This window comes from Candidatus Stoquefichus massiliensis AP9, assembly GCF_000455285.1.
Classification (GTDB): Bacteria; Bacillota_I; Bacilli_A; order Erysipelotrichales; family Coprobacillaceae; genus Stoquefichus; species Stoquefichus massiliensis.
In genome coordinates this window covers 45,609-62,771 of the sequence record NZ_HG005297.1, presented here as the reverse complement: position 1 = coordinate 62,771, position 17,163 = coordinate 45,609, and the positions used below count along the sequence as shown (strand labels likewise).

13 protein-coding genes, 3 tRNA genes and 1 pseudogene are annotated in these 17,163 nt (G+C 30.4%); 16 read left to right on the top strand and 1 reads right to left on the bottom strand.

The window, feature by feature from the left end; all coding sequences use genetic code 11:
• The first annotated feature begins 103 nt into the window (after nt 1-103).
• The 16 genes and pseudogenes from BN350_RS17030 to BN350_RS16955 all read left to right on the top strand — a co-directional run bounded on the left by BN350_RS17030 (nt 104) and on the right by BN350_RS16955 (nt 16,506).
• A complete protein-coding gene (locus tag BN350_RS17030) occupies nt 104-559 on the top strand; it encodes a sigma factor-like helix-turn-helix DNA-binding protein (RefSeq protein ID WP_028044671.1) in 456 nt (151 codons plus the stop codon).
• A 422-nt stretch (nt 560-981) separates the two neighbouring features.
• Nucleotides 982-1,332, top strand: a complete 351-nt coding sequence (locus tag BN350_RS17025) for a type II toxin-antitoxin system PemK/MazF family toxin (protein WP_028044670.1) — start codon at nt 982-984, stop codon at nt 1,330-1,332.
• Nucleotides 1,333-1,395: 63 nt separating this feature from the next.
• Nucleotides 1,396-1,524 carry a hypothetical protein gene (locus BN350_RS21750; protein WP_261797240.1) on the top strand — a complete coding sequence of 43 codons (129 nt, stop codon included), beginning with the start codon at nt 1,396-1,398 and terminating at the stop codon, nt 1,522-1,524.
• A 78-nt stretch (nt 1,525-1,602) separates the two neighbouring features.
• Nucleotides 1,603-3,222: a recombinase family protein gene (locus tag BN350_RS17015; RefSeq protein WP_028044669.1), complete on the top strand. Its 1,620-nt coding sequence runs from the start codon at nt 1,603-1,605 to the stop codon at nt 3,220-3,222.
• Between the two features lie 52 nt (nt 3,223-3,274).
• Nucleotides 3,275-3,817 (top strand): annotated as a pseudogene (locus tag BN350_RS19685) (N-acetylmuramoyl-L-alanine amidase family protein); the annotation flags it as partial.
• Between the two features lie 66 nt (nt 3,818-3,883).
• Complete coding sequence (locus BN350_RS17005; protein WP_028044668.1) at nt 3,884-5,305, top strand: extracellular solute-binding protein; 1,422 nt, start codon at nt 3,884-3,886, stop codon at nt 5,303-5,305.
• Between the two features lie 4 nt (nt 5,306-5,309).
• Entirely contained in the window at nt 5,310-8,288 is a 2,979-nt protein-coding gene (locus tag BN350_RS17000) for an EAL domain-containing protein (protein WP_028044667.1), read from the top strand.
• A gap of 89 nt (nt 8,289-8,377) precedes the next feature.
• A tRNA-Ile gene (locus BN350_RS16995) sits at nt 8,378-8,454 on the top strand.
• An 18-nt stretch (nt 8,455-8,472) separates the two neighbouring features.
• Nucleotides 8,473-8,549: transfer RNA gene (locus BN350_RS16990), tRNA-Ile, on the top strand.
• 18 nt (nt 8,550-8,567) lie between these two features.
• Nucleotides 8,568-8,643 (top strand) — tRNA-Ala (locus BN350_RS16985).
• Nucleotides 8,644-8,697: 54 nt separating this feature from the next.
• Nucleotides 8,698-9,420, top strand: coding sequence for a putative ABC transporter permease (locus BN350_RS16980; protein ID WP_028044666.1), 723 nt, complete (start codon nt 8,698-8,700; stop codon nt 9,418-9,420).
• A gap of 10 nt (nt 9,421-9,430) precedes the next feature.
• Complete coding sequence (locus BN350_RS16975; RefSeq protein WP_028044665.1) at nt 9,431-10,801, top strand: MATE family efflux transporter; 1,371 nt, start codon at nt 9,431-9,433, stop codon at nt 10,799-10,801.
• 16 nt (nt 10,802-10,817) lie between these two features.
• Entirely contained in the window at nt 10,818-11,837 is a 1,020-nt protein-coding gene (locus BN350_RS16970; protein WP_028044664.1) for a PTS sugar transporter subunit IIC, read from the top strand.
• Between the two features lie 67 nt (nt 11,838-11,904).
• Nucleotides 11,905-13,356 (top strand): UDP-N-acetylmuramoyl-L-alanyl-D-glutamate--2,6-diaminopimelate ligase, encoded by a 1,452-nt coding sequence (locus BN350_RS16965; protein ID WP_028044663.1) that lies wholly within the window; start codon nt 11,905-11,907, stop codon nt 13,354-13,356.
• A gap of 47 nt (nt 13,357-13,403) precedes the next feature.
• Nucleotides 13,404-14,798: a polysaccharide deacetylase family protein gene (locus BN350_RS16960; protein WP_044600437.1), complete on the top strand. Its 1,395-nt coding sequence runs from the start codon at nt 13,404-13,406 to the stop codon at nt 14,796-14,798.
• Nucleotides 14,799-14,904: 106 nt separating this feature from the next.
• Nucleotides 14,905-16,506, top strand: a complete 1,602-nt coding sequence (locus BN350_RS16955; protein WP_028044661.1) for an ABC-F family ATP-binding cassette domain-containing protein — start codon at nt 14,905-14,907, stop codon at nt 16,504-16,506.
• Between the two features lie 74 nt (nt 16,507-16,580).
• Here the strand turns inward: BN350_RS16955 and BN350_RS16950 are convergent, their stop codons facing one another.
• Complete coding sequence (locus BN350_RS16950) at nt 16,581-17,084, bottom strand: flavin reductase (protein ID WP_028044660.1); 504 nt, start codon at nt 17,082-17,084, stop codon at nt 16,581-16,583.
• Nucleotides 17,085-17,163 lie beyond the last annotated feature (79 nt).

The window sequence follows — 17,163 nt, the reverse complement described above, 5'->3', positions numbered from 1 at the left end:
TTTCATAGTCTTACTGAATGATAGGGATGCCTATTTTATAATCGTATTACATTGTAGATCACCACCTTTCTTCTATTTAACAAAAAGAAGGAGGTAGACAAAGATGATCTATAATAAGGCAAGAGAAGAAAAATTATGGCTTTTATGGAAAACAAAGGAAGAAAATCTATTACATCAGTTAGGTGTAGATGAAAAGGTTATAGATGAATTACATGAATATGATTGGAAATCATTTAATCAGGAACGTAAGTTTTTAGAAAAGCATTATACGAATTGTGATTTTATGAAGTATACTGCTCAAACAATGGATAAATTACCAATTAATAATATTGATGATATTATTGATTATTTAGATAATGAACAATTACTAAAGGTAATGAAGTCATTAGATGATATAACATTAAAGATTATTTATATGAAGATTCTAGGGTATTCATATAAGGAAATCAGTATGTCAATGAATCTAAGTTTATCATCTGTAAAGCAAAGAGTTTATCGTGTAAGAAAAAAAATAAAAAAAATTGTTACCAAAGGCATGTTTTCGTCGGCTAATAAGTGAGGGAGAAAAAATCCCAAAGGTTCTTTGACAATTGAATAGTAGTATTTATAACGTTAATGATATTGTGGCCTGTTAATAGATACGCCAAGACGATGAAGTTCATTTCATAAGAGCGAGAAATATCTAATTAAAAAGTAATTTGCTGTTACTATGGCGATGATAATATCAAATATAATGATACACATGGTAAGTCTTAATTCGAGCGTTAGCAACGTCGCAAGTATAGATATCATTTAGGTGAAAGCCCTAAGAGATAGCAGTATATAATTTATATTGTCTCGTGGAACTGTTTTGGCAGAACAGTCTATAAATACTATAGGATGTCATTTATAAAGATATAGAAAATATCCTTATTTAATTATTTGTTAAATAAATCAAACAAAAAGGATATTTTCTATTTACATAGATAAGGAGGAGTATGTATGCATGAAAAGATATTAAGAGGTGATATTTATTTAGCTAATCTTGGTATGGCTATAGGTAGCGAACAAGGTGGGATTAGACCAGTTATAATTATTCAAAACAATGTAGGTAATCATTTTAGTCCAACAACAATCGTAACTCCGATTACTACAAAATTATCTAAGTCATCTTTACCAACACATATCATACTATCTAAACAAAGTGGTATTACATGCAAATCCATAGTCATGATGGAACAAATAAGAGTTATTGATAAATCTAAATTGATAAGGAAAGTAGGGTGTATTAATCATGAAGAAATGCAATATCTCAATAAAGCATTGTTAATAAGTATAGGTTTATATGTTTAATAAATGTGATCATACATAATTGATTTTTAGATGAATAGGTATTATATGAGGAGGTTGATGAAAATGCAAAAGAAAGAAAATACACAATATATAGTAGAAAGAGAATTTTTATCAAAACTATCTATTGAGGAATTATTGATTCGTATCATCAAGTCTCATATAAATATCGAAACATCAAAGAAAGGTGATTAATTGTATGATTGTACATTGGATGATATTAAAAAAATCAAGTATAATTGCCGTAGATATAGCAATTGAAATGGTGTAAATATGAATACATTAAATATTTTAAACTTATTTCAAACAGCAGTTTATATTAGATTATCAAAGGAAGATGGTGATAAAGAAGAAAGTGATAGTGTTGGAAATCAAAGAAGATTGTTAGCAGAGTATGTTGCTAAAAAAGAGGATTTGATTTTATATGATACTTATATAGACGATGGTTTTAGTGGTACTAACTTTAGGAGACCTAGTTTTCAAAGAATGATTGAAGATATAGAATCTGGCAAGGTCAATTGTGTTATTGTAAAAGATTTATCAAGATTTGGTCGAGATTATATTGAAACAGGGCGCTATTTAGAAAGAGTGTTTCCAGATTTGGGAGTTAGATTTATTTCTATCACAGATGGAATAGATAGTCTTAAACAAGTCTATGATATGTTATTACCTATAAAAAATATCTTTAACGAACAGTATGCTAGGGATATTTCAAAAAAAGTACAAACAGCAGTAAAAACAAAACAAAAGGCTGGAGAGTTTATTGGTTCTTTTACAAGTTATGGATATAAGAAGTCTCCTACAGATAAAAATAAATTAATTATAGATGAATATGCCGCCAATGTTGTTAGACGCATATTTGCTATGTATATTCAAGGTTATGGGAAACAACGAATTGCTATGGTTTTAAATGGTGAAGGTATTCTTTGTCCGTCAGAATATAAAAAGATTAATGGATTAAACTATAATAATCCTAGAAGATTAGAAAGTACCACATATTGGTCTTATACAACAATTAATTCGATTTTAAATAAAGAGATTTATATAGGAAATATGGTACAAGGAACAAGATATCAGCGAATGCGTGGGAAACAGAAGAAAGTTCCTAAAGATCAGTGGATTATTGTTGAAAATACACATGATCCAATTATTGATATGGAAACATGGAACAAAGTACAGATGCTCTTGAAAAGACGTACACGAAAGTTGGATTTAGAAACTAATAAGAATATATTTGCTGGCTTTCTAAAATGTGGAGATTGTGGTAGATCAATGACGAAAATGATTTATAAAAATAGAGATGAAACGAGAGTGTATGATTTTTATTGTGGAACATATCGACGCAATGGAAAACAGTACTGTACACCCCATAGGATACCATTAAAGATATTAGAGAATATTGTATTAGATGATTTAAAAAAGATTGTTGGCAGTGTTGATGATCTCAAATCACTTGTACAATCGCAAAATCTGAATATTGAAAAATCTAAACAAGTAGCAAAGACTGAAATTCATAAAATAGAACAAGATGTAGAACGCATAAAAAAATTAAAAAAATCAGTATATGAAGATTATAAAGAAGGTTTAATTTCTAAAGAAGAATTTCTTTCATATCGTGAAGATTATACAAAAAAAGAGGAACTTTATTTAAAGCAATTAGAAGTATTAGAAAAAGAAAAGGATGAAGGAATAACAAGTCATGTTTTTGAATCACCTTGGATAAAAAGATTATTAGAACTAAAAGATATTGAATCATTAGATAGAGATATTGTTGTTGAAATGATTTATCAGATTTCTATCTATGAAGATAAGAAAATTAAGATTATTTATAACTTTTCTGATGAGTTAGAACATCTATTTACCTCAGTTTACAATGCTATTTCAGATGAATAACATTGTTTTAAAAAGATATCAAAATTTACGCAATTAACACCCTACACATGGTGGTTTAGACAATGGAGCAAATGTGGGAAAAGTGAATGAAGATGAATTGAATTTAAAGATTTGTTTTGCATTAAAGGAAGAGTTAGAAGCAAGAGGTGCAACAATTTATTTGACACGTACTGATGATCAGGATATGACAAAACGTGATTATAATTATTCTAAACAGGATGATATGTATTTAAGAGTTTTAAAGATTGATGAATATAATCCAGATTTGTTTTTGAGTATTCATTTGAATTCTTCTTCATCAGGAGCATGGGGATCGCAAGTCTTTTACTATAAAAATAGTCAGGAAGGTGAAAGATTAGCTAAGAATATTCATGATAGTATGAAACCTATTACAGGAACACGTAAAAATATCTCATCTTGTGGTTTTTATGTTTTAAGAGCAACGCAATCTTTGGGAGTCTTAATAGAATGTGGCTTTTTATCAAATGCAAATGAAAGAGGACAGTTAAAAAGTGCTAAATATCATCAAAAATTAGCTGTTGCCATTAGTGATGGAATAGAACAATATTATAATTCCTTGACCTCTGGGGTATAGCATTTCTATTGTAAAGAGAGAATAATAATGGTATGATAATAGAAATACTGAAGGGGAGTTTTTGATATGAAGAAATTATTAAAGGTGCTATGCTGTTCTGCTTTATTAATATGTATGGGATGTTCTTCAAAAAGCCATTTAGATGCAGATAATCCTGTGACTATTAAATTATGGAATTATTACACAGGAAAACAATTAGAATCATTTAATACATTAGTAGAGAATTTTAATCGAAGTGTTGGAAAAGAAAAAGGAATTATTGTTGAGGTTACTGGTTTTGGCAATGTGAATGAATTAGGTAATAGTGTGTTAGATGCTGCTAATAAAAAAGTAGGAGCAAAAGAAGTTCCAAATATTTTTGCAGCTTATGCAGATACTGCTTATCTTGTTGACTCTTTGGGTCTTGTTCAAGATTTAAAGCCTTATTTTAGTGATAAGGAACTTTCTCAATATATTAATGGATATATTGAAGAAGGCATGTTTAATGAGGAACTTAAGATTTTTCCAACCGCTAAATCTGTAGAAATTATGATGATTAATATGACCGATTTTAATAAGTTTGCAAAAGCAACAGGTGTCCAGTTAGAAGATTTGTCAACAATCGAAGGTATAACTGCAGTATCTAAAAAATATTATGAATATACTGATCAATTGACGCCAAAAGCAAATGATGGAAAAGCATTTTTTGGTAGAGATGCTATGGCAAATTATATTGTTATTGGATTAAAACAATTAGGACATGATATTGTAACTGTATCTAGTGATGGTAAAGCAACTTTGGATTTTGATAAAGAAACAGTGAAGAAATTATGGGATAATTATTATACACCTTATGTTCATGGCTATTTTTTATCAGAAGGTCGTTTTAGAAGTGATGATGTTAAATTAGGTAATATTCTCAGTTTTATAGGTTCTTCATCAGGTGCAACATTTTTTCCAAATCAAGTCATAGTTGATGATGAAAAGGCTTATCCTATAGATGTTAAAGTTTTAGAAGCACCTCTTTTTAAAGATGGTCAAAAATATGCGGTTCAACAAGGAGCAGGAATGATTGTTACAAAGAGTGATGATGCACATATAGAAGGGTCTGTTGAGTTTTTAAAATGGTTTACAGAGCAGAAACAAAATATTGCATTTTCAATAGATTCTGGTTATTTACCAGTCATGAAGAAAGCTAATGATTTTTCAACTATAGAATCATCTACGACTATTCAATCTGATTTAATGAAAGAAGTTATTGAAACATCAGTGAATACTGTTAATACTAAAAATCTTTATACAACAAAAGCTTTCGATAATGGAGCAAAATTAAGAACAGAATTAGAAGAATGTTTAAAAAATAAAGCAACAAATGATCGTAAAACTGTTGTTCAAGCAATTAATGAAGGAAAAAATATAGATTCATTATGGTCTCTTTATGATAGTCAGGATTATTTTGATGAATGGTATCAGGAAACTTATCAGGTATTAAAGGATATTGTAGGTTAATGATATGAAACAGAGGAATATGCAAAGATTTCAAAAGAATTCTTTATTTAAACGTATATTTATTCCAATGTGTGTGTTAATAGGTTTTATTACTGTCATGTTGATTGGAGTTGGAGTTTATTCTGATATATTAGGTAAAATGGATTCTAATAGTCGCAGCTTATTTGATCAGCAAGTGAAGAATAGAACACATGACTTAGAAACATCAATGATTACAAAATGGTCTAATCTAGAAGGAGATATGAACCGTATTCAAAAAATAACAGAAGAACTTGTTGAATCTGATCGGATTTCAATTGATAATTTATCTCACTCATCTTCAGATAGCCTTACACTGTTAGAAAATGTCTCTGATGAATTAATTACTATCCTTAGGAATCATGGGACAACAGGAGCATATATGTTTTTGTGTAATGGAAAATTTGATAGTGAAGAAGGAGAATATTATCCAGGACTTTATTTTACTGATAATGATCCGGAAAGTGTTTATAGTGCTACAAATACTGATCTTTTATTAGCAAGATCACCAACAGAACTTGTTAATAAGTTGAATATATCAACAGATAGTTGTTGGCAGCCTTCATTTGAATTTCATCCAGAAGACTATGAATTTTATCAAAAAACATTTGAGAACTTTCAGCTAGTTGTTAAGAATTCAGATTTTTCACTAAAAGATGTCGGTTGCTGGACAAAGCCTTATAAACTCAATGGTAGTGATACATATTGTATATCCTATATGTTGCCTTTGATTTATGATCAAAAAATTTATGGAGTTATAGGAATAGATATTTCGTTTGATTATCTACAAAAACTACTTGATTATGATGAACTTATGAGTAGTGGTAATAGTGGCTATGTACTCGCTTTAAAAGATAGTGAAAATTCATACCAATCAATGTTTTTAAATGGACCTTATTTTTCACGTACATTTAATCATTTTGGAAAAATTCAAGTCAATGAAAATTATATAGATAATAAGATTTATTGCTCAGTTTCTTCTTTAAACTTATATAATACCAATACACCAAATGCTAATGATCATTGGGTATTATTAGGTCTTGTTGATAAGACGGAACTTTATAGTATGACATATCAATTAACTGAAATTTTAACTTTTATATTTGCATTTATTATTATATTAGGAACACTTTTATCATTTATTTTAACACGTTATATAACGAAACCAATTATCGATTTATCTAAACGGATATCTCATAAAACAAATGCTATATCACGTTTAAACCTAGAAAAAACAAATATTATAGAGATAGATCAATTGATTGATGCGATTGAGAAAATGAGTAATGATGTTTTAGCATCTGCATCACGTTTTACCAATATTATACGCTTAGCAAATACACAATTAGCTGGTTTTGAAATTGATTATTCAACGAATCAATTATTTATTACTGATGATTTTTTTGAGATTTTTATGTTAGATGATATCGATACAAGGCAGATGTCAATAGAAGAGTTTAAGAAAATATTTGAAATATTTAATGATTGTTGTCAACCAACACAGAATCATAATGAATATATTTATCATATTGAGACATCTAATGAACATATTTATTTAAGATTAAGATATCATAGTGATAAAGATAAATGTGTTGGTCTCATTGAAGAAATTAGTGACGTTATAAAAGAGAGAAAAGCCATTGAGCATGAAAGAGATCATGATGTATTGACTGGTCTTATGAATCGAAGAGCTTTTCAAAGAAAAATGAAAAAGTTATTTAGTATTCAACAAGAGCAGTTAAAAACTGCCGCTTTAGTTATGATGGATTTAGATAATCTAAAATCCATTAATGATAAATATGGACATGACTGTGGTGATGCTTATATTAGAGGAATAGCTCAAATATTTAAACTTCATTCTCCTGAGCAGACGATTGTATCAAGAACATCTGGTGATGAATTTTATCTTTTCTATTATGGATATGGAGATAAAGAAGAGATTAATAGGCATTTAAATACGTTAAAAGAAGCTATTGGAGAATCATTTATAGAACTTCCTAATCAGCAAAAAGTAAAAGTACGTGTTTCTGGGGGTGTCGCATGGTACCCAGAAGATAGTAGAGATTTTGAAGAGTTACAAAGATATTCTGATTATGCAATGTATTCTGTAAAACATACTGTTAAAGGTGAAATAGGTGTCTTTAATATTTTGGATTATGAAAATAATTCCTATATCATGAAAAAACGTATTGATTTTCATCAATTTATGGATGAACATATGATGATTTATTATTTTCAGCCAATTATTAGTGTGAATAGTGGTAAGATTTATGGCTATGAAGCTTTACTGCGTTCATCTCATCCTTCTCTTAAGGATCCACAAGAAATTATCATGTTAGCGAAATTAGAGGCTCAGCTAAATCGAATTGAACTCATGACATGGCAGGAAGCATTAAAAACATATTATGAGTATTATCAGCAAGGTCAGGTTCATAAGAATCACAAACTCTTTATTAACTCTCTTTCTCATCAGATAATATCACAACAGTGTATTGATGATTTGGAAAGAGAATATCATGATATTCTTCAAAATATTGTTTTAGAAGTTACAGAATATGAAGATGTGAATGAGGAATATTTTGAAGCTAAGAAGGATATATTAAAACGTTGGAATGCTGAAATAGCTTTGGATGATTATGGTAGTGGTTATAACAGTGAACGTAATTTACTCATGGCTAATCCAGTATATGTAAAAATAGATATGGATATCATTCGTGATATTGATAAAGATATTGATAAACAGAAGATTGTTGAAAATATTGTCTCTTATTGTCATGAAAGAGGAAAGAGCGTTATTGCTGAAGGAATTGAAACAGTATCAGAACTTCATGTTGTTATGGGATTGAAGGTTGATTTTGTTCAAGGGTACTTGTTTGCTAAAGCAATGCCACTTCCAGCAGAAATTGATTGTGTAGGTATACAAAGTATCTTAGATTATCATAAAAGTCATTGTGAAGATAAGTAAAAAGCTTATCTTCACAATTTTATAAAAAAGTACAAAAAAGTATTGACGAAAAATAGGTGCTATGCTAATATATTAGGGCAGTCATTAATGGGCCTGTAGCTCAGTTGGTTAGAGCGCACCCCTGATAAGGGTGAGGTCGATGGTTCAAATCCATTCAGGCCCACCATTAATTTCTGTTTAATATGGGCCTGTAGCTCAGTTGGTTAGAGCGCACCCCTGATAAGGGTGAGGTCGATGGTTCAAATCCATTCAGGCCCACCATATTAATTTTATAGAATTGGGGCTTTAGCTCAGATGGGAGAGCGCCTGCTTTGCACGCAGGAGGTCAGCGGTTCGATCCCGCTAAGCTCCACCAATTGTAAAGATACGTTACTTATGTAACGTTTTTATTATATTAGGAGGAAAAATAATGGAGAAATATGTCGGTGCACTCATTGTTTCATTTTTTATTTATGGCTTTTGTGGATGGATTTGGGAATCTTTTATTTGTCCTATTATAACTAAAAATAAAATGAAAAATAGTGGATTTTTGAATGGTCCAATAGTTCCTATTTATGGAGTTGGAGCGATTGTTGTATCTTTATTGTTTTCTTATCATGAAAGTTATTTATCTATTTTTATCGAGGGTGCATTTGTTGCTTGTGTGATTGAATATTTTACATCATGGGCAATGGAAGCTATGTATCATCATCGCTGGTGGGATTATTCTGATAAGGCTTTTAATGTCAATGGTAGAGTTTGTTTAGAGGGTTTTGGTGTTTTTGGCCTTTTTAGTGTCATTGCTGTTAAGTTTGTACAACCTACTATCATGAGTTGGTTATTACAGTATAACTCTATTTTCCTTATTGTAACTGCAACATTTTTAACAACAATCTTGTTCATTGATTTGATTTTTACAGTGATTGCTTTAATACATCTGGAGGAACGTTTGGATATATTTGTGAAGATAATTGAAGAATATGCTTCTAAAGCATTTGAAGGTCTTGAAGCAGGTCGTCAAAATATATATGATATCATTGAAGATATGAATGTCAAAGATAGTCCTATCTATCAGGAATTTATTAAACAAACAAAGTTTGTTGAAAAGCGTATTATTAAAGCTTTTCCTCATTTGATGAAGAAAAAGAAATAAGGGAGGAAGTATGAAAAAGTTTTTTGGGAATAAGGCATTCTACTTTACAACATTATCAATCGCCTTACCAATTATGGCTCAACAATTTGTAACAAGCTTTGTTAACTTAATTGATAATATAATGATTGGAAGTGTTGGTAGCCTTGCATTGACATCAGTAACAGTTGCAAATAGAGTTTATTTGATATTCAATTCTACAATGTTTGGCATATGTGGAGCTGCTGGAATATTTATTGCACAGTATTATGGGGCTAAAAATTATACAAAATGTCAAAAAATATTAAATATTAATTTAACCTGTGGTCTATTAGTTGCTTGCCTATTTATGAGTGCTTTGATTATTATGCCAAAACAGCTCATGGAAATTTTTTCTGCTAATCCAGAGGTCATTGACGAGAGTTTACGTTATATCCAATTTGCTGTTTTAACGTATATTCCTTATGCTTTTAGTTTTAGTATTATGATGGCCTTACGTGCTGTAGGAATAAATAAGATACAGTTAGGTGTAGGGATGTTAACAGTTGCGACGAATACAACATTAAATTATATATTGATTTTTGGTAATTTTGGCTTTCCTGCACTTGGAGTTCAAGGTGCAGCCATAGCAACTGCTATTGCGAGATTCTTAGAAATGTTTATATATCTGATCATTTTAATGAGAAAAAAACACTTCTTTACTTTCTCACTGAGAGAATTGTATCATCTTGATTTTTCACTTATTCGCTCTATGATAAGGAAAGCCATTCCACTGACTGCTAATGAAATATTTTTTTCATTAGGTTTAGCAATGATTTTTTTATCTTATATGCGTTGTGATGAAAGTTTAATTTCAGCGATTAGTGTTGTTGATACAGTAATGCAAATTGCTTATATTGTATTTGGAGGTTTATCAAGTGCCATTTCTATCTTGATTGGGAATCGATTGGGCGCAAATCAAATTGCTGAAGCTAAGTCTAATGCTTATAAGTTATTAGCATTTGGTGTTATGATAGGCTTAACTATTAGTGTTATTTTTGTAAGTGTTGCTCCATTAATAGCATCATTTTATAACGTTGAAGATATTATTAAGGAAACAATAGTGATTTTATTAAGAATTAAATCTTTATTACTGCCAATCTATGTGTATAATGTTTGTATTTTCTTTACATTAAGGGCTGGTGGAGATACTTTTTCAACAATGTTAATGGATTCTGGTTTTTTATGGTGTGCAGGAGTTCTGCTTTCTACCATCTTGTCTGTTTTTACAGGTATTCCATTGATTGGGTTATTTGCAATTGTAGAATCGTGTGATTTGATAAAATTATTTGTGGCAACATACTTCTTTAAAAAAGGACGTTGGGCTAAAAATATGACATTAACACAGGATACAGTTTATTCATAAAAAAGGAGGAAAGATAATGGCACGTGCATCACAGAAAGAAAATTATGTTGTTAAAACACTTAATGGAATGGCATATGGTTTTTTTGCAAGTTTAATTATTGGAACAATTCTTAAACAAATAGGAGCTGCTGTTCATTGGGGAGAACTTGCTCATTGGGGACAATTAGCAACTTATTTAATGGGGCCAGCAATTGGTGTTGGTATTGGTGTTGTTTTAGATGCTAAGGGTTTAAATATGATATCAGCAGTTATTGCTGGAGCAATTGGAGCAGGGACATTTTCAATTTCTGGTCAGAATGTATCAGTTGCTGTTGGTAATCCTGTATCAGCGTATTTAGCAGTTATTTTAGCGATTGAAGCGACAAGACTTGTTCAAGATAAGACGCCTTTGGATATTTTATTAGTACCATTCACATCAATAATGTGTGCAGGTTTTATAACAAAGTTTATTGGTCCATATATTTCACAACTCATTGTTTGGATTGGTGATTTGATTAATCAAGGAGTAACAATGCAACCTTTTTTAATGGGAATGATTGTAGCAGTTCTTATGGGTATGGCATTAACTGCACCAATATCTTCTGCAGCAATTGGTATTATGTTAGGATTGAATGGTTTAGCAGCAGGTGCGGCTTTAGCAGGTTGCTGTGCTCAGATGGTAGGTTTAGCTATTATGTCAATGGAAGATAATGAAATTGGAGATGTGATTGCTATTGGGGTTGGAACAAGTATGTTACAATTTAAAAACATTGTAAAAAGACCTATTATTTGGGTGCCTCCTATTGTTGCGAGCTTAGTATCAGGTGTTATCTCATCTGCTATTTTGCAAATTCAATGTACTGCAGTTGGTTCTGGTATGGGGACAGCTGGACTTGTTGGTTTATTAGAATGTATTCAAGTCATGGGAAATCATTTTTGGCTACCTTTAATTATTGTTGATGTATTACTTCCAATAGCTATTTGTTGGAGTATGTATAAGGCTTTTCGTAAATTAAATTATATAAAAAGTGGAGATTTAAAATTAACAAGATTATAATCATCTATGGATGATTTTTTCTTTCTTTTATAAAAGAAAAAAGATATAATGAGAACAGGTGAGAAAAATGAAATTAAAACAATTATTAAAAGAAATAGATTATGATTTTATTCAAGGAAATTTAAATCAGTTTGTGAGTCAAATAGATTATGATTCACGAACAGTTCAACAGGATAGTTTATTTGTATGTATACCAGGTGCTAATGTTGATGGACATGATTTCATTAATGATGTGATTCAAAAAGGTGCAACGACCATTATTATTGAAAAGGATGTTCCTTATCAGGATGGAATCACATATCTACAAGTTGAAGATGCTAGAATTGCTTTAGCATTATTATCATGTGCATTTTTTGATCATCCTAGTCGTAAGATGACAGTTATTGGTATTACTGGAACAAAGGGCAAGACAACAACATCTTATATGGTAGAATCAATCTTAAATAAAGCACATAAAAAGGTTGGTATTATTGGAACAATTGGATCACTGATTAATGGTGAATTGAGGAAAACAAAGAATACAACGCCTGAATCATTTGAATTACAAAGATTAATGAATGAAATGGTTGAAAATGGTTGTGAATACTGTGTGATGGAAGTTTCTTCTCAGGGATTAATGTTAAATCGTGTTGCAGGGATTGATTTTGATTATGGTGTTTTTACAAATTTATCGCCTGATCATATAGGAGAACATGAACATCATTCATTTGAGCATTATATGGCATGTAAGAAAAAATTATTTCAAATGTGTAAAATCGGTATCTTTAATAAAGACGATTCTCATTATGAAGAGATGATTAATGGTGTCAAGTGTATAAAGAAAACATATTCTATTGAAAAAGACAGCGATTTACAAGCCTCTCATATTCATTTGTGTCGTGGTGTGGGAACATTGGGGGTGAAGTTTCAGACAAGTGGACTTGTTGATGGTCAGTTTGAAACAGACATCCCAGGTAATTTTAGTGTTTATAATTCTTTAGTAGCTATAATGATTTGTTATTTACTTCATATTGATGTTCCTTATATTCAGGAAGCCTTAAAACAAGTTCGTGTAAGAGGGCGTGTTGAGATTGTGCCCGTTGAACAAAAATATACAGTGATGATTGATTATGCTCACAATCCTCTTTCTTTTGAAAGCATTCTTGCGACAATTGAGGAATATAAGCCTCATCAGATTTATTGTGTCTATGGAGCAGGTGGACATCGTGATGTGCAACGCCGCTATGATGTGGGGGAAATCGTTGCAAAGTATCAGGCTTTCTCAGTTGTTACTGCTGATAATCCTCGAGGTGAGGATATTCATAAGATTTGTCAGGATATCGTGACAGGGATTAAGAGAGCTGAAGGTGATTATGTGATTATTGAGGATCGTCAGGAAGCAATTCATTATGCTTTGTCACATGCACAGGATGGAGATGTCATTCTGTGTTTAGGAAAAGGGCATGAAGATTATCAGATTATTGATAAAGAGCCTTTACCATTTAGTGAAAAAGAAATAATTGAAAATTATTTTCAATAATTGGACTGAAAAAGAATATTTTTGCATATAGTATCTTGGTGATACATATGAAAAAGTTCTTTTTTTCTTTTATAGCAGTTCTTACAATAGCAGGTTTATTCTATATTTCTCAACAGCCACGTATTCATTTTATTCATAATGAAATACATCTTTCTTTATATGAAGAAGTCAAACCATATGATTATATTGAAGAAGTTTCACATATGGATATAGAGGAATTAGAAATTCAAAGTCATGTGAATAATGAAAAACTAGGAGAATATAAAATAGAATATATTTATCGAAAACGTACATTTACATTAAAAATATTTATTGATGATAAAATACCTCCTCAATTTGAAACTATTAATACAAAAATTCTAAGAAATGAAAAAGTCAATCCAGAGTCATTGGTCAAAAATATACAAGATGATTCCAAAACAATTGTTTATTTTAAAGAAGATTATATCTTTAATGAAATGAAGACATATCGAGTGATTGTAGTTGTAGAAGATGAATATGAAAATAAAACAGAAAAGAATGCTTATGTCTTAGTTGAAGAAAAAGATAGTGAAGCACCGACTATTCAAGGAATAGAGAAAATGACAATATTGATAGGTGATCAAATTGATTTAAAAAAGGGTGTCATATTAAAAGATGATCATGATAAGAATCCTAAACTGACCATTGATGATTCAAAGTTAAATATTCGTAAAATTGGAGAATATGAAGTCTATTATCGTGTTGAAGATGATTCAGGTAATCAAGAAACATATACAAGGATAATAGAAGTCTTAAGTCAGTATGATAATCGAGAAGCAAAACGAGATGGTCAAAAAGTGTGTTATTTAACATTTGATGATGGGCCCTCGAATAATACAGCTAAAATTTTAAAAATACTTGATGAATATCATATCAAAGCAACATTTTTTGTGACAGGAACATCACCTCAAGATTTTCATTATATTAAAGAAGCACATCAGAAAGGTCATACAATCGGCTTACACACCTATAGTCATGATTATGAACTGATTTATAGTTCACTCAAAAACTATATTAATGATTTAAATAAAATAAAAGAAGTTGTTTATAAACAAACAGGAATAGAAACAAAGTTTATACGTTTTCCAGGAGGCTCAAGTAATCTTGTATCAAAAAAATACAATGTAGGAATTATGAAACGCCTTACTAAAAAAGTCATAGACCTTGGTTATCAGTATTATGACTGGACATCTATCAATGGGGATGGTGAAGGAATAAAAACAGTAGACGGGTTAAAAAAGAAAGCAGTAGAAGAAATAGGAGATCAAGAAGATATTATGTTTTTAATGCATGATAGTTCAGGGCAGAGTAATACTGTTAAGTCGCTACCTGCAATATTAGATCATCTTATCAAAAAAGGTTATCAGTTTGAAGCAATCAATCAATATTCACCAACATTTCATCATACTGTACAAAACTAATCAACACAAAATATTATGAAAGAAGCTTTCTTAAAAAAGTAAAGGTTAAGTTGAAAAATATATTTATTCATGTATAATAAGATGGATTGTAAAAGGAGAAATAGAGATGATATCAACACAAAATGTAACATTAAGATATGGTGATAGAGCTTTGTTTGAAAATGTTTCAATACAGTTTACAGAAGGAAACTGCTATGGAATCATTGGTGCAAATGGGGCAGGAAAATCAACTTTTTTAAAAATATTATCTGGCGAGATAGAACCTAATAAAGGTGAGGTTATCATGACACCAGGTCAAAGATTATCTGTTTTAAAACAGGATCATTTTGCTTATGATGATGATGAAGTCCTCAAGACTGTACTGATGGGAAATAAACGTTTATATGAAATTATGGTTAGAAAAGAAGAACTTTATAGCAAAGCTGATTTTAATGATGAAGATGGTATTGAATTAGCTGAACTTGAAGGTGAATTTATGGAAATGGATGGTTGGAATGCTGAAACTGATGCTGAAATCTTACTTAATGGATTAGGGGTCACTGGTGAATATCATCATTTATTGATGAGAGAACTAGGTGATCAGCAAAAAGTGAAGGTTTTATTAGCACAGGCATTATTTGGAAATCCAGATATTCTTTTATTAGATGAACCGACAAACCATTTAGATATTAAAAGTATTAACTGGTTAGAAAACTTCTTATTAAATTTTCCTAATACTGTTATTGTAGTTTCTCATGATAGACATTTTTTAAACAAGGTTTGTACTCATATTGCTGATATTGATTTTAGCAAAATTCAGCTTTATGTAGGAAATTATGATTTTTGGTATGAATATTCGCAAATGATGATTAAACAGGCTAAGGATCTTAATAAGAAAGCTGAAGCAAAAAAGAAGGAATTAGAAGAGTTTATTGCGCGTTTTAGTGCAAATGCTTCAAAAGCAAAACAAGCAACATCACGTAAGAAGTTATTAGATAATTTAGAAATGGTAGATATTAAACCATCATTAAGAAGATATCCATTTATTGGTTTTACACCCGATAGAGAAGTGGGAAATATTGTTTTAAATGTAGAAAATTTATCTTATGAAGTAAATGGTGAAAAAATATTGAATCATTTATCATTTTCTGTAAATCCAAAGGATAAAATTGCTTTTGTAGGTGAACATGAATTAGCTGTGACATCTTTCTTTAAAATTATTACTGGAGAAATTACAGACTATGAAGGAACATTCCAATGGGGTGTAACAACATCACAGTCTTATTTTCCAAAAGATAATAATGAGTATTTTGAAAATTGCGATCTTACACTTGTTGATTGGTTACGTCAATTTACTGATGAAGATGTCTATGATCAGGATTTAAGAGGATGGCTAGGAAGAGTTCTTTTCTCAGGTGAAGAAGCTTTGAAAAAGGCAAATGTCTTATCTGGAGGAGAAAAAGTGAGATGTATGCTAGCGAAGATGATGATGGCAAATTGTAATGTCCTTATTTTGGATGAACCAACAAACCATCTTGATTTAGAATCTATTCAGGCATTAAATGAAGGTTTGATGCGTTTTAAAGAAAATATCTTATTTACATCTCATGACCATCAGTTTGTTCAAACTGTTGCAAATAGAGTTATTGAATTTAATCAAAATGGATTTATTGATCGTCTTTCTACTTATGATGAATATTTAGAATATAAAGATCAGCTGAATGGCTAATTTTATAGAAAAAATCATAACTTTTAGGTTATGATTTTTTGATTCTGGTTAAAATAGAAAAGATAGTATCAATTCTATAATTTTTGATATATATCTATTATCTTACCAATATACATGATATGGTAATCCTTTTGAGGATAATTCACTTGGTTAAGTGAATTATCTATAAAACCAGAAGGTGTTATAGTGTTCTGATATATTTTTTGAATAATAAAGACAAGCTTTGCTTCTTCAAACGTGGGAACCCCATCAAGATAAGTAATGTGTAATTGTGCTTTGTTCATTTTATCAATATCACGACCAGATACATTTCCTAAATATCTAAGCTCTTTGTGATAATCTTGGAAAAATGAAAGTGAAAAATAGTCTTGAGAATCGATAAATTCTTTTGTGTAGCGTTGTGGGCGAACATACACTGTCACAACATTTTGATTCCATAATACCCCCATACCACCCCATGATGCAGTCATTGTATTAGCTTTTAGCTGATCACCAGCTGTAATGAGCATCCAATCTTCACCAATGGCTGTGAAGGGATTTATATTAAAATCCTGAATATTTATTTTTTGAAAAGTCATAATTTTTCCTCCTTGAGGATATTATAGCATAACGAATGTTAGATAAGCGAGGTGATTCATATTAAAAAAATAATGAAAA